The sequence below is a fragment of the Arsenicibacter rosenii genome (assembly GCF_001870735.1).
Taxonomy (GTDB): Bacteria; Bacteroidota; Bacteroidia; order Cytophagales; family Spirosomataceae; genus Arsenicibacter; species Arsenicibacter rosenii.
Genome location: NZ_MORL01000012.1, coordinates 81,640 through 105,766, shown reverse-complemented (window position 1 = coordinate 105,766; position 24,127 = coordinate 81,640). Strand labels below are relative to the sequence as shown.

Here is a 24,127-nt window from a genome sequence, read left to right as displayed (position 1 = left end):
AACTTGCCGACTTTTTGTTATCATTCTTACATGAAATCACAGGAAGTTTTTAACCGAAAAGATATACTTGCTTACTTTATTGTTGCCGGCATCGGCGCTTTACTACAACTTCTCATCGGGAGCCTTTTACAGGAATGGTTTCAGCTCGAATATGAGCGTGCTCTGGCCGTCGGCTATGTCTCTTCCTTCTTCATCGGCTTCGTACTGACCAAATTATTTGCCTTTAACGCCAAGAACTCCAGCAAAACCCGGCGCGAAATGGTGAAATACACACTGGTATCGATTGTGTCGGGTTTAATTACCGTTTACGGTTCAGCCCTCGCCCGAATGATTCTTACCAACATCTTACCGGTCGACACCTATACCATCCCTTATTCTGTTAAAGAAGTTCATATCAACAAGCTTCTCGGCCACATCTCCGGCATGGGCATGAGTTTTGTCAGCAACTATATCCTGCATAAAACCTTTACCTTCCGGAACACCGGTTTCTACGACCGGCTGAAGCGGTTACTAGGCCTGTAGAGACGCAATATCTTGCGTCTCATGTGCGCAAAATTTTGCGTCTCGTGTGCGTAAGATTTTTTACAAAATAATGAAAGCCGGGACTAAACATTCCGGCTTTCATTATTTTGTGTCTATTGACATTTGCACCGGATTACCCCCTGAATGACCGTGCAGACACACATGATGATTAAATTTAAATTAAAAAAAATTGAAACCTTTTATGAGAAAACAATATTTATTATAGAAAATGGGCCCCAATAGACGCTTTTTTACATTCCGTATTATTATAGGCTTATATTTGTTAGGATGCTCCTATGGAAAAACGGAAAAAAAGTATACTTCTGCGTCAGATTTTCTGTTTGTTAATGGCTTTGCATGTCATTAATGTCAGTATCGATGCACCGGATTATAACACACCCAATGGTACAATGGGCGTGTTACGGGAAGACTTATCCGTAAATGAAATAGAGAGCTTAGGCGAACTGGTACTCGAAGAATGGCTGGGCTTTACCGATGCCTTCCCCGAGCACGACGACGCCGAAGATGATTATGATGTGACCCAGCTGGAACAGGACTTTTTCTTCTATCCTGTCGTTGGGGTTGTGTTCTGCCCTACAATCAGGCAGTTACCAACGCATAGATTTGTACAACTACCACCACCCCGGGTTTTGACCCGTGCGCGGGATATTATCCCGATGCCACCCAGGCCTTTTTGCCTGAATGCATGATACCGTGACGTGACCTGCCCTCGTGGTCAGGCTCATTCTGTTGTATGGACGATTGACGGCCATTAACAACGCGGTTATCAGCACCTTTCGGTCTTATCAGCATTCAAATGCAATACGTCGGCGAACGTAGCCGGTAGGCATTGCCCTGTCCAATGCTTTCCCGCAGACGCTTCGACGTAAGGCACCACCAGGCAGGTCATGCACATGCACTGACCAGACCGCCTATGGTATGCCATTCCAAATCTGTTAGTCAGAATCTATAACCAGAGTTATGAAAATACACGTCGTTACAACCTCAATGGTACTGGCAGCTTTCTTTTCTGCCTGTACGTCTGAAGAGAAAAAAAACGAGGCAACTACCGAACAGGTTCTGCCCGTCGTTCAGTTAGCTGAACAATCGACCACCTTACACCGCGAATATGTCGGCAATATCGAAGCCACGCGCAATGTCGAAATCAGAGCGCGGGTATCGGGCTTTCTCGATAAAATATTTGTTGACGAAGGCATGGCTGTCCGCAAAGGGCAGCTTCTGTTTCAGATCAACCCTGCTGAATATAAAACCGAGCTGGCCAAAGCCGAGGCAGCGCTAAAAAGTGCGGAGGCAGCTGCCAAAGCGGCCGAAGTGGAACTGGGCCGCGTTAAACTCCTGGTCGACAAGAAAGTCGTCTCCCCTTCCGAACTTGAACTGGCCAAATCCAAACTGGAATCGGGCAAGGCCGCCATTGACGAAGCGCAGTCGGCGAAGGCCAATGCATCGCTCCGGCTGTCACAGGCTAGTATCCGTGCGCCGTTCGACGGCATCATTAACCGGATTCCCTCCAAAATGGGTAGTCTGATCGAAGAAGGGGCCCTGCTCACGACGGTATCCGATATCCGCGAGGTCTATGCCTACTTCAATGTCTCCGAAAAAGAATACCTCGAATACATCCGTAAGAATAAGAATAAACCACATGGCGAGGGCCAGCTGGTCGAGCTGGTGCTGGCGGATGATTCCCGCTACGGCCACAAAGGACGGATTGAAACGATGGAGAGCATTTTCGAAGGCAATTCGGGTACGATTGCGTTCCGGGCCCGTTTCGATAACCCCGAAAAACTGCTGAAACACGGTGCTACCGGCAAAATCCGCCTGGCCAATGAGGTGGATAATGCCATTCTGGTACCGCAGAAAGCTGTTTTTGAGATCCAGGACAAGAATTACGTCTTCGTAGTGGATAAGAGCAACAAGGTCAAAATGAAAAGTTTTGTCCCGAAAAGCCGGCTATCACACTATTATCTGGTTCAGTCAGGCCTTGCTCCCGGCGACCGGATTGTGTACGAAGGTATCCAGAGCATCCGCGACGGCATGCAGATTACGCCCCGCCTGCTCCCCCCGGACAGTCTGATGGCGGTTACGCCGTCGGCGTCTGAGATCATCCGGAATCAGGCTGATGAGAAGCTGACCACGGTACAATGATGCACACACTGCTCAGGTATACCGCCTGAGCAGCTTTTGCCCTCTCCTTACAACTGCCACCGCCCCAACCTCCGGATGGGTAGGGGGAATTGTACATTTTCCGTATCAAAACAGATGAGACTTTATGTTTAATATATTCATCAAACGCCCGCTGCTTTCGGCCGTAATCTCTATTCTGATTATGTTGTTGGGGGTACTGGCTTTACTTTCCTTACCCGTTACGCAGTTTCCTGATATTGTTCCGCCGTCGGTAACCGTAACGGCCATGTACACCGGTGCCAATGCCGAAGTATCGACCAAAGCCGTGGCAATGCCCCTCGAACGGGCCATCAACGGGGTACCCAACATGACCTATATGACAGCGATTTCCGGTAACGACGGAACCACGCTGATTCAGGTTTTCTTTAAAGTCGGTACGGACCCCGACCTGGCCGCCGTAAACGTGCAGAACCGGGTAACCACCGTACTGGATGAACTTCCGGAAGAAGTAATCAAAGCGGGGGTTACCACCGAAAAGGAAATCAACAGTATGCTGCTGTATCTAAACATTACCAGCACTGATCCCAACGTTGACGAAAAGTTTATTTACAATTTTGCCGACATCAACATCTTTCCGGAATTAAAGCGGATCGACGGGGTGGGTTTTGTCGATATCCTCGGTGCCCGTGAATACTCCATGCGGGTATGGCTTAAACCAGATCGCATGACTGTCTACGAAATTTCTCCGGATGATGTTGTCCAGGCCATTCGTGCCCAGAACGTGGAGGCAGCTCCCGGCAAGGCGGGCGAAAGCGCCGATCGTAACCCGCAGGTGCTGCAGTATGTACTCCGCTATTCCGGTAAATTTAACGAACCCGATCAATACCGGAACCTGGTGATCCGGGTTAACGATGATGGGTCGATCCTTCGCCTGAAGGACATTGCCGATGTTGAATTCGGCTCGCAGGATTACAGTATTTTATCCAAAACCGACGGTCGCCCTTCAGCAGCGATCATGCTCAAACAGCGGCCCGGTTCCAATGCACAGGATGTAATCAACAGCGTAAAAAAGCGCATGGCGGAACTGAAGGAAACCAACTTCCCGCCGGGCATGGAATATAACTTTGCCTACGACGTGTCGCGCTTCCTCGACGCCTCGATTCATGAGGTACTCCGGACGCTGATTGAGGCGTTTATTCTGGTATTCATCGTTGTATTCCTATTCATTCAGGACTGGCGGTCGACGCTGATCTGCGCTCTGGCGGTGCCGGTAGCGCTCGTCGGGACGTTTGCCTTCATGAGTGCCATTGGCTTTTCCATCAACCTCCTGACGTTGTTTGCACTGGTGCTGGCTATCGGTATTGTCGTCGATAACGCGATTGTCGTCGTGGAAGCCGTGCATGCGAAAATGGCAGAGGCGCATTTATCGCCGCGTGCCGCCACCTTTGCAGCCATGGGTGAAATCAGCGGGGCCATTGTGGCCATCACGCTGGTCATGTCGGCGGTATTTATTCCGGTGGCGTTTCTGTCGGGTCCGGTCGGGATTTTCTACCGTCAGTTTTCGCTCACGCTGGCTATATCCATTGTGATTTCCGGGATTAACGCTGTCACGCTTACCCCCGCCCTGTGCGCGATCATGCTGAAAGCCAATCATGGAGAAAGTAAAGGGCTTATGGGCCGGTTCTTCGCCGGATTCAACCGGCGGTACGATGCCTTGTCGGACCGTTACAAAGGCTGGCTGAAACCGTTTGTGAACCGCAGCGTAGTAACCTGGATCGTGCTACTGGCCTTCATTGCCGGCACATGGGGCATTAACACCATCCTGCCGGCCGGTTTTATCCCGACCGAAGATCAGGGGATGATTTATGTGAACGTAACTACCCCGGTTGGCGCCACCGTCGAACGGACCGAAAAGGTCATGGACCAGATCGAAAAAGCAGCGTCGGGCCTGGAATCGGTGGAAAACATCTCCACACTGGCGGGGCTTAGCCTGATGACCGACGGGGCCGGTGCCTCATACGGGATGGGCATGATTAACCTGAAACACTGGGACGAACGGAAAGAAACCGTTGATGATGTGATTGCGCAGCTGGCCGATAAAACCAAAACCATTACCGATGCCAGCATTCAGTTTTTCTCGCCGCCGACGGTTCCCGGCTTCGGTAACTCCAGCGGTTTTGAAATCCGGCTCATGGACCGCACCGGCTCCGGTAATCTGCAAAAGACCAAAGAAGTAGCCGAGCAGTTTATCGCTAAACTGAAAGCCCGCCCGGAAATCAGCAACGCCTTTACGAGCTTTGACCCGAGTTTCCCGCAGTATCTGCTGGAAGTAGACCAGGAGAAGGCTGCTCAGAAAGGCATTTCGATCGACAATGCCATGAGTACGCTGCAAACGCTGATGGGTAGTTTTTACGCGTCGAACTTCATCCGGTTCAATCAGATGTACAAGGTGATGGTGCAGGCCGATCCGCGTTTCCGCTCAAAACCGGAAGATGTGCTGAATATGCGGGTTAAAAACAGTAAAGGTGAGATGGTGCCGTATTCAAACTTTGTTACCCTCAAGCGTGTCTACGGACCCGAACAGCTGACCCGCTATAACATGTTTACTTCGGCCATGATCAACGGCGAATCGGCCGATGGCTACAGTAGCGGTGACGCCATCAAAGCCATTCAGGAAGTGGCCGGAGAACTGCCGCGCGGCTATACATTCGACTGGTCGGGCATGACGCGCGAAGAGGTCCTGTCGGGCGATCAGGCGATTTACATCTTTATCATCTGTCTGGTCTTCGTCTACCTGCTGCTGGTGGCGCAGTACGAAAGTGTGTTCCTGCCGCTGGCCGTTATTCTGTCGCTGCCGGCGGGAATCTTCGGTTCATTCCTCTGCCTGCAGCTGGCTGGTCTGCAAAACAACATCTATGCTCAGGTATCGCTGGTTATGCTGATCGGGTTGCTGGGTAAAAACGCCATCCTGATCGTTGAATTTGCCAACCAGCGCCATAAAGAAGGCCTGCCGATTGTTAAGGCCGCTATTGAAGGCTCCGTTGCCCGGCTGCGCCCGATCCTGATGACGTCCTTTGCGTTTATCATGGGGCTCATTCCGCTGTGTATTGCCTCGGGTGCCGGTGCGATGGGAAACCGGTCCATCGGGACGGCTGCGGCCGGAGGAATGCTGATCGGCACCGTTTTCGGACTCATCCTGATTCCGGGATTGTACGTGATCATGGCTAAAGCAGCCGGTACATTCAAATCAAACTCACCGAAAGACGATGAGCCACACGCGGCTCCGGTCTATACAGAACATCATGCCAATGGAACAACCGTTCATTAAACGACTTGAGATACCCCGGGCCAAAACCATCGTGACCGGCCTGCTGCTTACCGGATCGCTGCTCACGGGCTGCCGGACGGCCATTGTACCACCGGCGTCGCCGACCTTGTCAACGCCAAAAACCTTCAGCAAGAGTCAGGACACAACCAGCGTGGCCGACCTGAGCTGGCGGACCTTCTTTCAGGATGCGAACCTGGTCAGTCTGATTGATACGGCGCTGACCAAAAATCCTGACATTCAGCAGGCGATTCAGCGTATCACCGTGGCCCGCGCCAATGTCGAGTATGCCAAAGGGTTGCTGGCCCCACAGGTAAACGCCGTCGTTTCGGCCGGGGTTGACCGGTACGGAAAATACACCCTGAACGGCGTCGGAAACTACGATACTAACTTCTCAGACCGCATTTCCGGACCACGGGTTATTCCGAACCCGACACCCGACTATTTTCTGGGCCTCCGCAGTTCGTGGGAGCTCGACATCTGGGGAAAACTGCAAAACCAGCGCAAGTCGGCTCAGCTCCGGCTGCTGGCCACGGAGAAAAGTAAACACCTGATTACGACTGCCCTTGTGGCCGAAGTAGCCCGGCTGTATTACGAATTGCTGGCCAACGACAGTGAACTGGACATTATTCAGGAGAACATCCAGTTGCAGGAACGTGCGGTTGAGCTGGTTAACGTCCAGAAGGATGCCGGTCGTGTCACGGAGCTGGCCGTACAGCAGTTCTCGGCCCAGCTCCTCAACACCAGAGCCCTCGAACATCAGGTAGAACAGGACATCGTCCGGCTTGAAAACCAGCTCAATCTGCTGCTGGGCCGCTACCCGCAACCGATTCCGCGCGGTAAACAGCTCATTCAGGACCAGCGGTTACCGTCGCAGATCAGCGCCGGTATTTCGTCGCAGATGCTGGGTCGCCGCCCCGACATCCGGCAGGCTGAACTGGAAATGGAAGCCGCCAACATCGACATAGCCGTAGCCCAGGCTCAGTTCTTGCCGACACTCACCCTGTCGCCCTATCTGGGTTTCAATGCCTTCCGGGCATCGGTGCTGTTTAATCCGGCCTCGCTGGCGGCCGGTATTCTGGGTGGTTTAGCGGCCCCGGTGTTCAACCGCCGCCTGCTCAAATCGAATTTGCTGATTTCGGAAGCGCAAAGCAAAGCTGCCTTCTACAATTACCAGAAAGCGGTTCTGACCGGATTCAGTGAAGTGTCGACCAGCCTGAAGGGGCTGGATAACTACCGGAAGGTGGCCAATCTGCAAAATCAGGAAGTCAACGTGCTGAAACAATCCGTTAGCGTCTCCAACGAACTGTTCCGGGGCGGGTATGCGGCCTATCTGGAGGTCATTACGGCCCAGCGCAACGTGCTCGAAGCGCAGTTAGCCTTAATCAATACCAAACGCAACCAGTTTACCGCTCTGATTGACCTGTACCGCTCCCTGGGCGGGGGGTGGAACTAGTTGCCGGATACTGGAAGTTCTGGATACTGGATGCTGGAAGTTCTGGGGTGTTTTGGTTCGGGGTTGCTGATGGTTCTGAGCGTTTAGTGGTGGCACGACTCGTAGTCGTGCCACCACTTTTTTGTTCTGAGCCTTTTTTCCCTTAAGTTGCTATGTTGTCGTCACAACCAGAACAACCAGCAACTAAACCCCATGAAAGAAGTCAGCAGCGCGCAACTCCGTCGTATCATTCTGGCCTCCGGTATCGGAACAGTCATCGAGTGGTACGATTTTTTTATTTTCGGTAGCCTGGCCGCCACCGTCATCGGCCCGCAGTTTTTCCCGAAAAGCGACAACCCGCTGGTGCAGACGCTCGAAGCGCTGGCGACCTTTGCCGTTGGCTTTGTCGTACGCCCGTTCGGGGCACTGGTTTTCGGAAAGCTCGGCGACACGGTCGGCCGGAAATATACCTTTCTGGTAACGCTGCTGCTCATGGGCGGGTCTACGTTTGCCGTAGCCTTTGTGCCCAACTATGCCCGGATCGGTGTTTTTGCGCCCATCCTCCTTGTGCTGCTGCGTCTGGTGCAGGGCCTCGCTCTCGGAGGTGAATACGGAGGAGCGACAACCTACGTGGCCGAGCATACGCCCGACACCCGGCGTGGTTTTTACACCAGCCTTATTCAGCTGACGGCCACCATCGGTCTGGTGTTGTCGATTGGGGTTATTTTCACCTGCCGCACCCTGCTGTCGCCCGATGATTTTCAGGACTGGGGCTGGCGCATTCCCTTCATGCTGTCGGGCCTGCTGGTGATTGTCTCGTATTTTATCCGGCAGAATATGGACGAATCGCCCTTGTTCAGGCAGTTGAAAACAACAAACACAGTATCGAAAAATCCGCTGAAGGAATCGTTTGTCAATCCGCAGAACCGCCGGCTGGTCCTGCTGACGCTCTTCGGGCTCACGGCAGGCTACGGCTGCATCTGGTACACGGCCCACTTCTACCCCAGCGTCTTCATCGGCACCATCATGCACGTTGATTTCCTGCAAACGAACCAGATTATGCTGGTTGCCATTGTGCTGGCGACTCCGTTTGCCGTTTTCTTCGGATCGTTGTCCGACAAAAAAACATCGGCGTGGATCAGCCGGAAAAAGCTGATGATGACGGGGCTTGCCCTGGCCGCCCTGACCTTTTACCCGATCTACCGGCATATGGCTGCGGCCATTGATCCGGCGGGCAAGGCCGTTACACAGACTACTGTTAACCAGCGCATTGAAGCCGGTAAGGCTGTCCGGACGGAGACCAGAATGTTTGCAGATGGTTCCTCAGAAGTCATCACACAGCTTCCGGATGAGCCTGACTCCCGGCCGAAAACGGTCATCTACCTCAGCAGCGGTTCACGTAACCGGCTTATTGTTTGGGTATTTATTCAGGTATTTATTGTTGCAATGGCCTACGGACCGATTGCGGCCTACCTCGTTGAATTGTTCCCGACGCGCATCCGCTACACGTCTCTTTCCCTGCCCTACCACATCGGGAACGGCATTTTCGGGGGCCTCACGCCGTTTATTGCCACGGCGCTGATTTCATCGACCGGCAATCAGTTTGCCGGCTTGCTGTACCCCCTTGGCATGGCCGCACTCACGACGCTGATCGGCGTGTTTCTGCTGCCGGAATCCGACGGGACTATAGAGTAGCACTATACAAACCGTAGCATAAAGCCACCCCGGGGCCGGGTCATTCCAGCTGCTGTGATGGCATTACTACTCTCTTTCCCGTAACCAATATTCGGGATACAGGGCCTAACCATGGCTTCTTTTGTAGGGCGCCACCATAAATTTCACCTCATTTTAATGCCTTCAGGCTACATTATCACCATTTTCGACCTGGCATTCAGACCTGTTCAGGGAATAATTTTAAATAAGCCTTCGTCCATTATGATGAAACTCTTATTGATTGAAGATGAGGATAAACTCAGCATAGCCGTACGAAAAGGATTGATGCAGTTAGGCTACCGTGTAGATACGGCTTACGACGGCCAAAGCGGGCTTTCTATGGCCCTTGAATATGATTATGACGTGGTGATACTGGACATTAACCTGCCGCTGCTCAGCGGCTTTCAGGTCTGTCAGCTATTGCGTACGGATAAGCCCCAGATACCGGTTCTGATGCTAACGGCGCTGGAGAGTCTGGCGCACAAAAAAGACGGATATGCGACCGGCGCCAGTGACTACCTGACCAAGCCCTTTCTGATTGATGAGCTGCACACGCGCATTCTGTCACTTTATACCCGTTTTAAGGAAGTCAGTACCAACCAAACCCTACGCATCGCGGATCTGGAGCTCAACGGGCATACCAGGCAGGTGACCCGATCCGGACAAACGATTGACCTGACGGCCCGCGAATATGCCATGCTTGAGTATCTGCTGCTCAACAAAAACCGCATTATTTCCCGTGTGAACATGTATGAACGCATTCTGAAACTAAATGTCGGCTCCAGTATCAACATGATTGACGTATACATCAACTACCTCCGCCGGAAAATTGACAAGCATTTTTCGCCCAAACTGATCTATACCATCATTGGCATTGGCTACATGCTTAAAGACCCGACCCTTCCCTGAAGGGCTTACACATTAATTACAAACTCGGTCCAGCCCTCTGCATTGGTCCTGAGCGAAAAGGTCAGGCTATGGTTCAGCAGAATTTCCCGCGTTAATGTGAGGCCGATGCCTTGCCCTTCGGGCCGGGTGCTGTAAAACGGATTAAACAAATTGGCCGCTACCACCGGATCAATCGGCTGCCCGTTGTCGCGGATCACCACGTGGTCGGCATAAACCGCTACCTCAACAACCTGCCCCGCCACACAGGCTTCAATGGCGTTCTTAATGATATTGACCAGGGTTTGCTCAATCTGAACGCGGTCGATTAACCGGATCAGGCCGGAAACGTGGGTGGCGAACGTCATCCGGATGCCCCCGGCTTCAGCGCGGGGTATCATCAGCTGCACCATCGAACGGGTGACCTCTACCCAGTCGTTGGCTACCGGCTGTGGTACCGGCAGCCGGACCACATCGGCAAACCGGCGCATAAACAAGCTAAGCCGGTCGTTGCGCTCAATGGCTACCTGCACGGCATGCGAAACATCCTCCTGGGCTTCTTCCTGCAATACGCTTTTTGTGACATCCAGAATCGAGTTTACCGCCCCGATCGAGTTATTGACTTCGTGGGCCATCATCCGGATCACCTTGCCGTAGGCCAGCTTTTCGGTTTCCAGAATGGCCTGTGTCATCTCGGCAACAATGATAAACGACCGCCGGAAACCCCGGTCCATGAAGTGCGATTTCTGCACCCGGTACGTCTCAATGCCATTGACTTTGATGGTACGGCTTTCGGCATCGGCCAGGCTTGCCAGCGGGTTGGCCAACGGGTGGCTGATCGTCTGTACCGTCTTTCCGACAAGGGCTTGCGCCGGCAGTTGCAGCCATTCGACCGCTTTGGGATTTACGGTCGAAATCCGATCGTCAAAATCAAAGACCAGGATGGCAATCGGGGCGGCATCAATGAGTTTTTCGAGAAAAAATTGCTGTTCCATCTGGCGTGTACGTTCCTGCCTCAGTTGATCGATCATCAGATTATAGACCGCTATCAGCTGATCGATTTCGCTTTTACCGGTTGGCACAAACTTGGTCGTAAAATCTTTATCCCGAATACTTTCAATCCCCTGCGCAATAAAATCAATTGGCTTTCTGAAGTTATTGTAGAGATAGATAGCCACAAAAACAGACAGCAGCACAATGACCTCAGAAGCGATAAAGATCAGTTTGTCTTTATACACCCACTGAAAGATCAGGTAAATCAGCCCCAGATGAATGACAATAATGTACAGCATAAACTGCACGCGCAGTGATACTCTGACCTGTTTTTTCATTGTTACAAAAATTCATCCTCCCCCAGCACCATCCAGCATCCAGCACCATCCAGCATCCCGTTACTCCTCCGCTTTATAATCCTGAAAGCCAAATTTTTCGAGACGCCGATACAAGGCAAAGCGGGTAATGCCCAGCGCACGGGCTACTTTCGACACCTGGTTGTTGTGCAGTACCATGGCCCGCCGGATCATTTCGTACTCCATCTGATCGAGGGTCATGGTCCCGACTTCTGGCAGATGCTGACTGGCCCGGCCACCAGACGCACTGATATGCACCTGAAAGTCTTCGACATCGAGCACATTCCGCGTAGCCAGCAGAACCGTCCGTTCCACAATGTTTTTAAGCTGACGAATATTACCAGGCAACGGCAGCGTTTTCAGCCAGTTCAGGGCGTTGTTGCTGACCCGCAGCATTGGCCGGTCGTAAATCATTTTGAGGTTGTTGACAAAATACTCGACCAGCGCCGGAATATCGTCGGGGCGTTCGCGCAAGGCCGGCAACCTCACGGTAATCAGGTTGATGCGGTAAAACAAGTCTTCACGAAACTCACCCCGGGCAACCATCTCTTCCAGATTACGGTTGGTGGCGCAGATCACCCGCACATCGACCAGTTTGCTGCGGCTGCTTCCCAGGGGCTCAAACGTCCGGTCCTGCAACACCCGCAGCAACTTTACCTGGCTGGCCGGATCCAGCTCCCCGATTTCGTCCAGAAAAATGGTGCCTTTATCGGCTAGTTCAAAGCGGCCGGTCCGGTCGGTGCGGGCATCAGTAAAGGCCCCGCGGACGTGTCCGAAAAGCTCGCTTTCAAACAGAGTTGCCGATACACCACCCAGATTGACCTTCACAAACGGTTTGGTCCGCCGTTTACTGTTCTGGTGAACGGCTTCGGCTATCAGTTCCTTACCGGTTCCGCTTTCGCCGGTAATCAGGACCGAAGCGTCTGTCGGGGCTACCCGCCCAATGGTTTCCAGGATGGCGATCAGCTTGCTGTCGTTGCCGATAATCTGGTCGAAGGCATGCTTCCGGTCTACTTTCCGGCGAGAGCCCGTTACCGTCTGCTCGCTGGTATCGGGCTCTTTACGGGCCAGATTCAGCAGCGTCCGGATCGACTGCATAAGGTGGTCATTCTGCCACGGCTTGGTGATGAAGTCCTGTGCCCCGGCCTTCATCCCGCGCACGGCCAGGTCAATGCTACCCCATCCCGTAATGAGAATAACCGGTACGGCCGGATGCATCCGCCGGACCACGTCGAGGAGCCGCAACCCTTCCTCCCCCGACGTATTGATCGAAAAGTTCATATCGAGCAACACCAGTTCGGGTTCGTTGGCAGCAAGGGCATCCAGGGCTTTGTCCGGCGTTCCGGCCGTAATCACATCAAACCCATTCTTCCGCAACAGCAGCGAAAGGGATGTTTGTACCGCAATATCGTCGTCGATCAACAGCAGCATGGGGCATTTCTCTTACTCCTCGTGCAGCGCAACGGCCGGGTGAATCGTGGCGGCTTGCCGGCTCGGAAACAGCGCACAGAGGGTTACCAGTCCGTAAATGATGCCCACCGCCAGGGCAATTGCCCCAATATACACACCCGATGCCAGATCGAATACATGCATCAGCGGAAACTGAACGGCAAACAGCAGGCCGAACAGCAGGCTGAAGGTTGCCAGCACCCAGATTTCAGCGACAAACTGCCACGACACATTCTTCGCCGTAGCCCCGATAGCCCGGCGCAGACCGATCTCCGAACGGCGTTTAGCAATGCTCAGGTTCAGTACCCCAAACAAACCCAGAGCCACATTAATCAGCAAAAACGAACAGACAATCAGGAAGATAATCACCGGTACCAATGTCAGGTTATGCTGGTTTTTCCGGGAGTCAATCAATGGGTTCACCTCTACATTCCAGCCGACCAACATCGTCGACATTTCTTTCACCAGCCTGGCCTCGAACATGGCATCGGTCCCGGGCTTTGTTTTTACCAGATAAATTTTGTCCCAGGTATTTTTACCGTCCATCATCTCAAATACCGCCGGCGCATTGGTCATGAATTCACCTTTAGCCTTGAAATTGTCAATAACGCCTACTACCCGGAAATTGCTGAAGACCTTACCCAGCGGGTTTTCATCCACAAACAGGGCCTCCTGCGCTTTGCGGTTAATGACTACCGGCTTGTACTTTCCGCCTAAATCAGCCTTTGTGTACCAACGCCCGGCCACCAGTGGCATATCCAGTGTTTGGGCAAACGCGGCGTCAGTTGTATAAAAGTGAGCCATCACATGGCGCTTCTTGTAATCAACGCCATTATTCATCGTACTAGCCGAAAACGGAAAATTGGAACTCATCCGCGACACCGACTCTACCTCAGGATAGGCCTTCAGCCGCTGCAAAATGGTATTCACTTTATCCGGAATGGCCGTTGTGTCCTGGTTATTATTGAAATCAACCGCCCAGACACGTTCATAGGTAAAACCCAGTGGTTCCACATAGTTGCTGACGTTAAACACAATCATGGAAGCCAGCCCGAACAGGACCAGAAAAGACGCCCAAATTTCTACCATCAGCAAGGCATGGGTTTTCTTTTTATTCCATATTAATCGAAAAAGATGACGGATCATGGTTTATTGAGAGATTGTGCGATTGAGTGATTGAGTGTTAAAGTATGCGGTAAACGCTTCACTCAATCACTCAATCGCCATTCAGTAATTATGATTTAAGTGCTTCAACAATCGACAGTTTAGACATGCGTAAGGCAGGCGCTACGCCGGAGAGCAACCCGAATAACAGACAGACACCGATGCTCACCAGAAATACATTCAGGTTGATAGTCAGATCGGCATAGGCAATCCAGCCGCTTTGGTTGATCAAATAGATCGTAATGAGCGTCAGAACCAGTGCAATAGTGCCGCCGATAAACGTAATAAAGATGTTTTCGACGATAAACTGCATGAGCAGCGTCCGGATCGGTGCCCCGAAGGCTTTGCGGATACCGATTTCCGACGAGCGCTCCATGATCCGGCTGACATTTACGTTGACCAGGTTAATGGCCGGTAAGCCCATCAGCATAAACATCAGGAAAGCGATGACGCTATAGAAGATTACCTTTACCTGCGGTCCGCCCTCCATAAAAATGCTCAGCATACTTTCGACATAAGGCGCACAGCCGACTTCGGCAATATCATACTTAAAGCCATTCCGGTTGCCTGGCAGCGGAATCCGCCGGATTTTATCCTGAAATTCCTCCTGAACCGCTTTCCGGTCAGATGCCTTGTTGGCCAGAACCACTGCCACATAGCCCCCCATGATGTCATCCTGCTCATAGTTGCTTTTCGGAACCGTATAGGGGAAATAAATATCAGCGTATGAGAAAATCCGTGTCGGCGGGCTGCCTTTCACAACACCAATCACCTTGTAATGAATGCTTTCTACTTCAATATCCTTCCCGACCACAGGCTCCGACAAATCGCTGAAATACTGGCGGCGGAAATCATCCGTGATTACGGCGACCAGCTCCCCATTGCGGATGTTCTGTTCATTATAGGGTTTGCCTTCGAGAAAGGTAAAATTCATGACTTCCCAGAACGCCGCGTCGGTATACTTGGTATTCAGCTTGATTTTCTGCGCACCGGCATAGGCATTAGAGGTCCGGAAAAAGCTGGTAATAGTCACTTTTTCGGCCGTTTTCAGGGTTTTGGCATACTGTGTCAGGAATTTAAAACTCATCGGGCCCGAGTTTTGCGACGAGCGGCTAGAATCCCTTAACACCATTTTTTCAATATAGAGCGACCGGTTACGATTTGTTTCCGGATAATGACTACCAACGAGGTGATCAATAAACGAGGTCAGTACCATCAGCACAGTCAGCGTCAGGCTGATGCCGAACAGGGTAATGAAGGTATAGAACGGATGCCGCAGCAATACCTTCCAGGCGATTTTTATGTAGTTTGCTAGCATAGTGTTAATGTTGTATCGCCTACCATCGTACCATCAAAAAGCCGGATCAGCCGGTGCGTTTTTTTGGCCATCGCTTCGTCATGCGTCACCATCACAATCGTGGCCCCGTCGTTGTTCAGCCCTTGCAGAATCGACAGGATTTCGTTACCCATCACACTGTCAAGGTTTCCCGTCGGCTCATCGGCCAGGATGATTTCGGGGCGGCCGACGATGGCACGGGCAATGGCGACGCGCTGTTTCTGCCCGCCCGACAGCTGTTTCGGGAAGTGTTTGACGCGGTTGCTGAGGCCGACGCGCTCGAGGGCTTCCTGCGCCATCTGCCGCCGTTGGGCCGCTGAAATCTGCTTACGGTACAGCAACGGAATTTCCACGTTGTCGAGCACCGACAGGTCGTTGATGAGGTGAAAGCTCTGGAAAATAAAACCCAGCCGCTGGTTCCGCAGCCGCGCCATTTCCTGATCGCTGTAGCTGGTCACCGGCTGCCCGCCCACGCTGATGCTGCCTTTGCTCGGTGCGTCCAGCAGGCCGATAATGTTGAGCAGCGTACTTTTCCCGCAGCCCGACGGCCCCATGATCGATGCAAACTCGCCCTGCCCGATGTGCAGGTTAATGTTGTTAAGCGCCAGCGTCTCAATGGTGCTGGTCCGGTAGACTTTTTCGATGTTCGTTAGTGATATCATGTTTACTTTAGTTTCTCGTTTCGTTCAAAATCATACAGTGTCAGCAGGCGCAGGCTGTAGTAGGCCTGCCAGTAATCCCGTAAGGCCAGAATATAATCGCGGCGGGCCCGGTCTTTTTCCTGCGTGGCAATACCTAAGTCGGTCACACTCAGATCGCTGAGCAGAAACCGGTTCTGGGCAATCTGGTAGCGCTCACTACCGATCTTGTCGGCCTCGGCGGTGAGTTTCACCTGCTGCCGGAGCATTTGCAGAAGTGTTACCTGCGTGTAGATCTCCTGTTCGAATGTGAGTTTATCCTGCTCAATGGCCTGCTCGGCAAACTGCTGATTGGCACGGGCCGTTTCGGTACGGGCCTGGGCACGCCCCCACGTCATGATTGGCAGTGTAAACTGCACCTCCAGAAACTCCCGGTCCTGCGGTTGCCGGTAAATGTCGGTCGGGCGCTGACCACGGTTCGACAACCCAAAAGCCGCATTCAGCGTGGCATTCAGGCCGTTATCGCGTTTGGCCTTATCGAGGTCACGGTCGGCTTCGAGCTTGCGGCGCCGAAAGGCAATGGCCGCCGACCGGTTCGAAAACGCCTGCTTCAAGGCCGTTGCCATATCGACCGTAAAGTCGGTCAGCTGCGACGGAATATCCAGAATCAGGCTGCGCGAGCTGGTCTGATCGCGGTAGCCGATGTATGTTTTCAGCTTCAGGGTCGCCACCTCCGCCGTTTGCCGGGCCGAAGCGAGGTCTTTCTGCGCCGTCAGCAATCCTAACTGAAGCTGCAGCAGGTCATTCTGCGAGAGCTTGCCCAGCTTCATCTTCTCCTGCGCAATTTTGTACAGCGTGTCGTTATTACTGCGGTTCTTCTCCGCGATCTGCAGGTTTACCTGCGACACCAGCAGGTCGAAATAGAGCGATGTCACATTAACCGACACCTGCTCCAGCCCCTCGATGGCCTGCTGGTTGCTTTCCTGGTACCGGATCGGTTCAATTTTGCGGTCCCACTTCATGGTATTGAACCGGAACAGCGGCTGCTGTATCCCCACCGCAAACGGAATTCCGTTGTAGAGCGTGTTATTGCGCTGAAAATCATCGAACCGCTGCAACTGTTTCTGCACGAAAACCGATCCGCCTGTCATCGGAATGTTTTGGGTCAGGGCCAGATTCAGCAACGAGTTGTTATTCGAAATCGGGACGAAATTGATCGTTCCGTCGGGCTGCGTCACCTGCGTATACGAACGCGTAAAACTCGGCAGGTAGCCGTCCAGGCTTAGCTGTGGTTTATAGTCGGCCAGAAACGAGCGGTATTTCCAGTAATTGGTTTTAAACTGCGTCCGGACCTGTTGCGCAGCCACCGACTGTTGTTTGGCCAGTAATACGGTTTCTTCGAGGGTCAGCAGTTGAGGCTGGGCAACGGCAATGTGCCAAGTCAGCCAACCCGCCAGCACCATAACCAGCTTCCGGACAGCAATCAGGTCATGGCTCATTTGTCAACGGGATTAATGGTCAGTTCGTCCAGGTGTTCGAATTCGCTCGTGTCGGTGATGATGATTTTTTCACCCGCCTGCAACCCGCTTTTAATTTCGACAAAATCAAAGCTTGTGAGTCCGATTTCTACTTCGCGGCGGATGGCTTTATTAGTACCGCTCAGCACAAAAACAGACTGCCGGCGTTTACCTTTAAAAACCGGTCCGTTGGCTACCCGGACCGCCCGTGCATTGCTGTTGGTCACCACAAAAACCTCAACCTTCATATTGGGTCGCAGCGAGGCATGCCGGTTGTCGTCGAGCTGTATCGCAAACTGAACGGTGTTGTTCTGTACACTCGGTTTTACCTGCATAATGGTTCCGCGCAGGTTGGTATCGTTGATTTTTACCACGACCGGCAAGCCCGTTTTCAGCTGATCGGCATACACATCCGAAGCAGAGCCATCGATTTTGAAACTACCCAGGTCGGCCAGTTTTGCCAGCATGTCGCCCTCATTAACGGCCGACCCTACGTGGTCGTTTACCCAAGTCAGTACCCCGGCGCGGTCGGCCAGAATATCAGCCTGTTTCAGTTTATGATCCAGTACTTTCAGGTTTGTCGATTCAATCTGTGCCTGGAGCTGAGTTTCTTTCAGGCTGGCCCCCATCGACTGCCGGTTGTAGGTTAGTTCATTTTCAAGTTGTTTTTTTTCAAGCAGGGCAATCCGGAGGGTATTTTCGGCGCGGGTTACGTCTTCCTGCGTACTGCCACCGACTTTCAGCAGGCGTTTGGCATCGTCGACTTCGGCCCGTAGCCTGTTAATGTTCAGCGCTTTAATCTGATCGCTGATATCGGCATCGTAGAGGTTTTTATTGAGCTTCATCCGAAGCTGCTCAATGCTGTTCTGCTTCAGCGCCAGCTGGTCTTTCAGCTTTTCAAGCTCAATCTGACTCAGCGACTTATCAAGTTCGATGATGGCCTGCCCCGGCTTTACCCGTGCGCCGGGTGTGAGCAGGATCCGGCGGATACTGGCCCGGATCGGGCTGGTAATGATTTGTTCATAGGCCGGAATGACTTCGCCGGTTGCGGTAAGGGTATTTTCGACCGGCCCTACGTCGGCCGTACCGATGCGGATCCGGTCGGCATCAACCGACGTTTGCAGTAATGACCGGAAATAGATTAAACCGGCCACCACCACTACGCCAATGACGGCCACCGTTATCCCCCGGCGGGTTCGGGAGCGGCTTGTGATTTCAGGTGATAACTCTTTGTCCATTGATTTGTTGCGTTACGCCATATCTATTAGCCAACGCAGTGCCAAACCATAATACATTAATTATCAGCACACTTCTACCAACCAAGAGACTTATTGCCTGTGCGAAACCGCACAGCATGTTATTTTTCGCACAGAGTTTTGTGCGGAAATGACTGTCAACCCTACCTTTTCCACGGTATGATCATAAACGCAAAATGCCCCAACCCGAGACTATGGTGTCTGTGACAACCAATGCGGGTTAGGGGCATTATAAGCGATTCAGCACGATCAGTTGCAGCCCGTTCCGGTCACTAAAAACGAATAACTAACCGGGGTTTGTCCGGGATCGCCATAGGCCGTTACCGTATACGTGCCCGGCTTGTTGATGCCCGGTGCCGTCAGGTTGTTGCCCAAACTAAAATTCCGGAAAACCGTACTGAACACATATCCGCTGTTGCTGGTGATGACAAATCGGTTGCCCCACCCCTGTCCTGTAAAGGTAACGGGACAGTTGCCGGCGCTCAGTACCAGCAATGGCTGATCGATTGCCGGACTGGTTACTGACAAGGCAGCCGTTACACTGATTGTAGCCGAAGCCGTGGCCGAACAGGTTCCCGTCACTCCCGTTACCGAGAGCGTTGTGGCCGAGGTAACATTGGTCAAGACCAGCGGGTTATCTGTTGATCCGTTGCTCCAGGTGTAGCTATCCGCACCCGAGGCTGTCAGCGTGGCTGAGCCGCCAGAGGTTATTGTTTGTGAATCGGGAGCAGCAGTCACGGTCAGTGAGCAGGGAAGTGGTTCATCACACATGGATAAACCATTCCCGCCAACATAAATATTGTTGCCTACAAATACCTTATTGGGCGAATTACCATTCAGTCCGTTGGTCGTATTTCTGTTGATAAACGTATTTCCCCCCATCGGTTGAGATGCTCAAACCGCCACCCGCCGGTAGTGGCCACATAAACCGTATTGCCAACGGCAAATACGCCCGGCACTGTAGCCCATAAAAACGTAGACTGATTCTGCGGCTACGCAGGAACATATGGTTACTTTCCTTACTTTTGGTAACTAATTGTAGCCTTAGAAAAGGCGTTACCGTAACAACAACGTTAAAACATACAGGCGATGGCCTACTTCCTATATTATTGCCGGCAGGCTGCTTGCCTGGCTTTTCTGCTTGTCGTACTAACCCACCATGCACTGGTTCTGGGACAAGGTTATGCGGAGTCCGTTACCCAGGCCACGTCGCCGGCTTCTGATTACATCTTCCGGATGCAGTTCTTCGGGCAACAGCCGGGTTTCGACAACCGGAATGTGCTGGCCATCGGACAAGATAAGGCAGGCTTGATCTGGACCGGTACGATGATGAATGCTTACCGGTTCGATGGTACCCGGTTTATGCCTCTGCCTGCGGTAAAGCCGGTAGTGCGGCGGCCATCGACACTGGTATTTGATGTCACAGGAATGGACCAAGACGGTAATCAGTGGTTTTTCAATAGCATCCCGGAACCATCCCGGCAAATTACCATACTGCCTCCGGGAGAGTCACAACCCGTTTTGTTTGATTCACTCTTTAAAAAAGCCTTTCCATTACAGCATGAAGCCATTCAGCCAGCTACCCGCGAATCATCCGATCCGGCAACCGCAACGCTCCGGTATATTGTTACAGGAACCAAAAACCCGGGTATATGGGAGATCGGCAGCAACGGTTCCGTCCGGCTCGTATACCGCCTGCCCGCTCATACCGGCATGCGGCATTTGCATCAAACACGCCGCGGCACCCTGCTGGCAACGGTGTCTGACCTGATTACAAACCGCATCCGTTTACTGGAACTATCTCCCAAAGGCCAGCTCCTGCGCCAGCGGCCATTACCGGCTCAACTAGCGCCCATACACGTTGATGAAAAGGGCGCAATTTACCTCTACCGCAAAGTATTGGGTTATGAATCTCCGGCTACCTGGCCTCATCTGGAACCGACCCGGCTTGACAGGCTTCTGTACCGGTTATCGCCAACGGGCGAACTGAGTAGCCTGCCTATTACGCTACCGGCGGGTTTATTTCAGGTATCTGCCCAGGACAATTTCGCCGATATCCAGGCTACCTTCGATGCCTCCCGCAACCTGTTCTGGGTGAAGACCAGAACCGTTCTGTTTGCCTGGCACCCGGAGCAGGGAGTCATTTTTGACGACCGCGCGGCTGGCCCCCCCTTAGCCACGGCCACCGGCCTAACCAGTTTATTTATTGACCGCACAGGCTCGGTCTGGGTAGGTGCTTCGGAGGGGCTCTTTCTGATCACAGCCGAAAAAAATCAGTTCAGACGGTATTTATATACGCCCACCCAATCCAGTTCCTTTCCCAGTTTCGCGGTTCGTGGCATTCTTCAGCTGGGTAACGAATTATGGGTCAACTCATCGACCACGCAGCGGGTCAACCTTACCACCAACGCGTATACGCCACTCAGGAGTGTATCTGATCCCGACAACTACCCCGTACGGGGATTATATCCCATGCTTCAGGGAAAGGATGGTTTTATCTGGTCGGGAGCCCGCAGCCTTGTCCGGATCGAGCCGGGAACCCGAACAAGCCGTGAATATATGCTTCCAACCACTAACTACGTATATGCCCTCTGGCAGGACGAGCGGCAGATACTCTGGGTTGGCACCGAATCGGGCCTGAGCCTTTTTGACCCGAAAACCGGGCAAAGTTCGCTTTTCAGGCAATACAACCGGTTTCCGGAACTGGCCCATAACGCCATCAACGGATTTTTTCCTGACAAACAGGCGGGTGGTGTCTGGATAGCCGCTTCGTCGGGTTTGTATCTGCTCGATACACGCCGCGGCATTGTTGCCCGGTACAGTGACCAACGCCCTGCTCCTTACCAGCTACCCGCTTCCCGGATTAACTGGATCCATGCAGACCACGATGAACCGGGGGTCTACTGGCTGGCTACGCGGGGAGAAGGGCTGATCCGCTGGGATAAACGGACCGGCCAGACACAGGTTTTTACGCAGCAGCAGGGACTACCGGATAATACCATCTACAGCATTGACGAAGACGCCAAAAACCGGCTCTGGCTGCCAACGAACGCCGGATTAGTCTGTTTCCGGAAAAACGCCCCGCATCAGGTGCAGATCTATTTGCCGAAAGACGGCATTGCCCACGAAGAGTTTAACCTGATGGCTCGCTGGAAGGCAGGCGACGGACAGCTCTTTTTGGGCGGCCTTAATGGAATAACTGCTTTCAGACCCGACCGGGTCGGTGCGGATATACCGCAGACTTCCCCGCTCCTGGTGACTAATTTCCAGCTCCTCGACACCAAAACCGGCCTGATGGTGGATACGCTGAGCCTATTTCTGGCCAACAAACAGATTCAGCTCCAACCAACCGACCGGTCGTTTGTGCTGTCTTTTGCCATACCCGATTACCGGTTTACAAAGAATGCCCGGCTTTGGTACCGGATCCGTGGCTGGCAGGATACGTGGGCGGTGCAATCTGGTCTCGACCTGCCTATTATCGGCCTGCCCCCCGGCACATACCACCTGGAGACGCGGGTACAGGCAGCGGGTGGCCAATGGCTTACCGGCGTATTAGCTATACCGGTTGTAGCCCTGGCTCCCTTCTATCAACAGCTATGGTTTTACCTGGCTTGCCTGGTTGTATCTCTGTTGGCGGGTGCCTTTTTTATCCGTTGGCGTACACAAAAGCTGATAGCCCGAAACGAACAGCTGGAAGCCGAGGTCCTGCGCCGGACAAAACATATTGAAGCCGACAAAATCCTGATTGAGCAGCAGTCGGCCCGCCTTAAGGAGAACGCCGAACTCAAAACCCGCTTCTTTACCAACGTAACCCACGAATTCAGAACACCGTTGACCCTGCTGCTGGGCCCCATCAGCTACCTTGCCCGGCAGATTACCGACCCGACGGCGGCAGAACTGCTTACCGTCATGAAACGCAATGCAAACCAGCTTCTGAGCCTGGTAAACAACCTGCTCGATCTGACCAAAGCGGAGGCCGGCCAGATTCTGCTTATGGAGAAGCCAACCGATGTGCCCGCACTAATCAGGCAACAGCTTAGCCTGTTTGCAGCACAGGCAGCATACAACGGCATCCAGTTGAAAACCGACATCTGCCAGGCGTCCTTATGGTGCCTGATGGATGCCGAAAAAGTGGATACGATCCTTAAAAACCTCATTGCCAATGCACTGCGATTCACTAAATCAGGGGGACAGATTACGCTTTTCCTGACCACAGATCCGGATACAATCCGGATTTCAGTACAGGATACCGGCATGGGTATTCACCCCGGCGATTTGCCGTTCATCTTCGAGCGCTACTACCAGTCGACCCGTGCGGAGGTTCCGTTGCAGGGCGGGACGGGCATTGGCCTGGCCATTGCTGCCGATTTCTGCCGGCTCTGGGGTGGACAGCTGACCGTTGAATCGGCACCAGGCATTGGCAGCACCTTTACGCTGACATATCCGCTACAACCGGTAGCGGCGCCAATCCTACCCACTGCACCGGAGGCCTTACCGGTAACATCACTACAGCCTGCCGGTGCCGACAGTCACCGAAACAAAATCCGCCCGGTTTCTGCAAATGACCGGATCCTGATTGTGGAAGATAATCTGGATATGGCCGCTTACATATCATCGTTATTAGCGCCTCATTATCAGACCAGAACAGCCGCTAACGGACAGCTGGCAATTGACTGTCTGACCAATTGCAGTCCGGAAGAATTGCCACAGCTCATTATCACCGATATGATGATGCCCGAGCTTGATGGTCTGGGGCTGATTGGCCAACTCCGCAGTCATCCCACGCTGACGACAATCCCGCTGATGATGCTCACTGCCCGGACAGATACAACCCTGCGGTTAAAAATCCTGGAACTGGGCGTAGCCGATTTTCTGACAAAACCGTTTGTCGGCCATGAGTTGCTGACACGTATAGAAAATCTGCTGGAACGTAGCCGCGAGCAAAACGCCTGGCAACTGGCCACCGACGACCGCGAATCACCTGCCCGAAGCAAAACCGAACCGGAGGTAAACTGGCTGATAACCCTCGAACAACATATCCAAGCCAATCTGTCGGATACGGACTTCAGAAACAGCTCACTGGCTGAGCTCATCCACGTCAGCGAACGCCAGCTATACCGGCTTATTAAAGTCAATACAGGTTTTACGCCTAATCAGTTTATTCAGGAAATACGCCTGCAGTCGGCCAGGGAATGGCTCGAAAACGGGAAGGTAACTACGGTCAAAGAAGCCTGCTATGCCGTGGGCTTTCAGCAGGTTTCTTACTTCTCCCGCATCTTCCAGCAACGATTTGGCGTGTACCCCAGCGAAATACGCCCGACCAAAGAACCTACCGGCGTCTAAGCGTTGCCGGAACATTGCCTGGCAGATTGAGCAAGGAACTTCCCGATACTGCG

Annotated in this window: 16 protein-coding genes; 8 read left to right on the top strand and 8 right to left on the bottom strand. The window is 52.8% G+C overall.

All coding sequences use genetic code 11. The features are described 5' to 3' along the window. The first annotated feature begins 30 nt into the window (after nt 1-30). The 7 genes from BLX24_RS19825 to BLX24_RS19795 all read left to right on the top strand — a co-directional run bounded on the left by BLX24_RS19825 (nt 31) and on the right by BLX24_RS19795 (nt 10,046). Nucleotides 31-522 (top strand): GtrA family protein, encoded by a 492-nt coding sequence (locus BLX24_RS19825; RefSeq protein WP_071504936.1) that lies wholly within the window; start codon nt 31-33, stop codon nt 520-522. A gap of 296 nt (nt 523-818) precedes the next feature. Continuing rightward, the gene (locus tag BLX24_RS19820; protein ID WP_143092726.1) at nt 819-1,232 is read left to right on the top strand and encodes a hypothetical protein; all 414 of its coding nucleotides are present in this window, start codon (nt 819-821) and stop codon (nt 1,230-1,232) included. A 271-nt stretch (nt 1,233-1,503) separates the two neighbouring features. Continuing rightward, entirely contained in the window at nt 1,504-2,685 is a 1,182-nt protein-coding gene (locus BLX24_RS19815; protein ID WP_071504934.1) for an efflux RND transporter periplasmic adaptor subunit, read from the top strand. A gap of 124 nt (nt 2,686-2,809) precedes the next feature. After that, on the top strand, nt 2,810-5,992 hold the full coding sequence (locus BLX24_RS19810; protein ID WP_071504933.1) for an efflux RND transporter permease subunit: 3,183 nt from the start codon (nt 2,810-2,812) through the stop codon (nt 5,990-5,992). Then, on the top strand, nt 5,973-7,445 hold the full coding sequence (locus tag BLX24_RS19805; RefSeq protein WP_071504932.1) for an efflux transporter outer membrane subunit: 1,473 nt from the start codon (nt 5,973-5,975) through the stop codon (nt 7,443-7,445). The genes BLX24_RS19810 and BLX24_RS19805 overlap by 20 nt, the downstream gene beginning before the upstream one ends. 192 nt (nt 7,446-7,637) lie before the next feature. Continuing rightward, nucleotides 7,638-9,119 (top strand): MFS transporter, encoded by a 1,482-nt coding sequence (locus tag BLX24_RS19800; protein WP_071504931.1) that lies wholly within the window; start codon nt 7,638-7,640, stop codon nt 9,117-9,119. 240 nt (nt 9,120-9,359) lie between these two features. Then, a complete protein-coding gene (locus BLX24_RS19795) occupies nt 9,360-10,046 on the top strand; it encodes a response regulator transcription factor (protein WP_310590794.1) in 687 nt (228 codons plus the stop codon). A gap of 5 nt (nt 10,047-10,051) precedes the next feature. On the opposite strand, the gene BLX24_RS19790 is transcribed toward BLX24_RS19795, so the two are convergent. The 8 genes from BLX24_RS19790 to BLX24_RS19755 form a co-directional block, all read right to left on the bottom strand. After that, nucleotides 10,052-11,353 carry a sensor histidine kinase gene (locus tag BLX24_RS19790; RefSeq protein WP_071504930.1) on the bottom strand — a complete coding sequence of 434 codons (1,302 nt, stop codon included), beginning with the start codon at nt 11,351-11,353 and terminating at the stop codon, nt 10,052-10,054. Nucleotides 11,354-11,413: 60 nt separating this feature from the next. After that, nucleotides 11,414-12,802, bottom strand: coding sequence for a sigma-54-dependent transcriptional regulator (locus BLX24_RS19785; protein WP_071504929.1), 1,389 nt, complete (start codon nt 12,800-12,802; stop codon nt 11,414-11,416). A 12-nt stretch (nt 12,803-12,814) separates the two neighbouring features. Then, nucleotides 12,815-13,966: an ABC transporter permease gene (locus BLX24_RS19780; protein WP_071504928.1), complete on the bottom strand. Its 1,152-nt coding sequence runs from the start codon at nt 13,964-13,966 to the stop codon at nt 12,815-12,817. An 88-nt stretch (nt 13,967-14,054) separates the two neighbouring features. Next, on the bottom strand, nt 14,055-15,302 hold the full coding sequence (locus tag BLX24_RS19775; RefSeq protein WP_071504927.1) for an ABC transporter permease: 1,248 nt from the start codon (nt 15,300-15,302) through the stop codon (nt 14,055-14,057). Next, complete coding sequence (locus BLX24_RS19770) at nt 15,296-15,982, bottom strand: ABC transporter ATP-binding protein (RefSeq protein WP_071504926.1); 687 nt, start codon at nt 15,980-15,982, stop codon at nt 15,296-15,298. Before BLX24_RS19770 ends, BLX24_RS19775 begins: the two co-directional genes overlap by 7 nt. Before the next feature lie 2 nt (nt 15,983-15,984). Beyond that, nucleotides 15,985-17,457: a TolC family protein gene (locus BLX24_RS19765; RefSeq protein ID WP_071504925.1), complete on the bottom strand. Its 1,473-nt coding sequence runs from the start codon at nt 17,455-17,457 to the stop codon at nt 15,985-15,987. Continuing rightward, nucleotides 17,454-18,713 carry an efflux RND transporter periplasmic adaptor subunit gene (locus BLX24_RS19760; protein ID WP_071504924.1) on the bottom strand — a complete coding sequence of 420 codons (1,260 nt, stop codon included), beginning with the start codon at nt 18,711-18,713 and terminating at the stop codon, nt 17,454-17,456. The genes BLX24_RS19765 and BLX24_RS19760 overlap by 4 nt, the downstream gene beginning before the upstream one ends. A 267-nt stretch (nt 18,714-18,980) precedes the next feature. Further along, nucleotides 18,981-19,613: a hypothetical protein gene (locus tag BLX24_RS19755; RefSeq protein ID WP_071504923.1), complete on the bottom strand. Its 633-nt coding sequence runs from the start codon at nt 19,611-19,613 to the stop codon at nt 18,981-18,983. 207 nt (nt 19,614-19,820) lie between these two features. Here BLX24_RS19755 and BLX24_RS19750 point away from each other — a divergent pair, with 207 nt between their 5' ends. Further along, nucleotides 19,821-24,074: a hybrid sensor histidine kinase/response regulator transcription factor gene (locus tag BLX24_RS19750; protein ID WP_071504922.1), complete on the top strand. Its 4,254-nt coding sequence runs from the start codon at nt 19,821-19,823 to the stop codon at nt 24,072-24,074. The last annotated feature ends 53 nt before the right edge of the window (nt 24,075-24,127 follow it).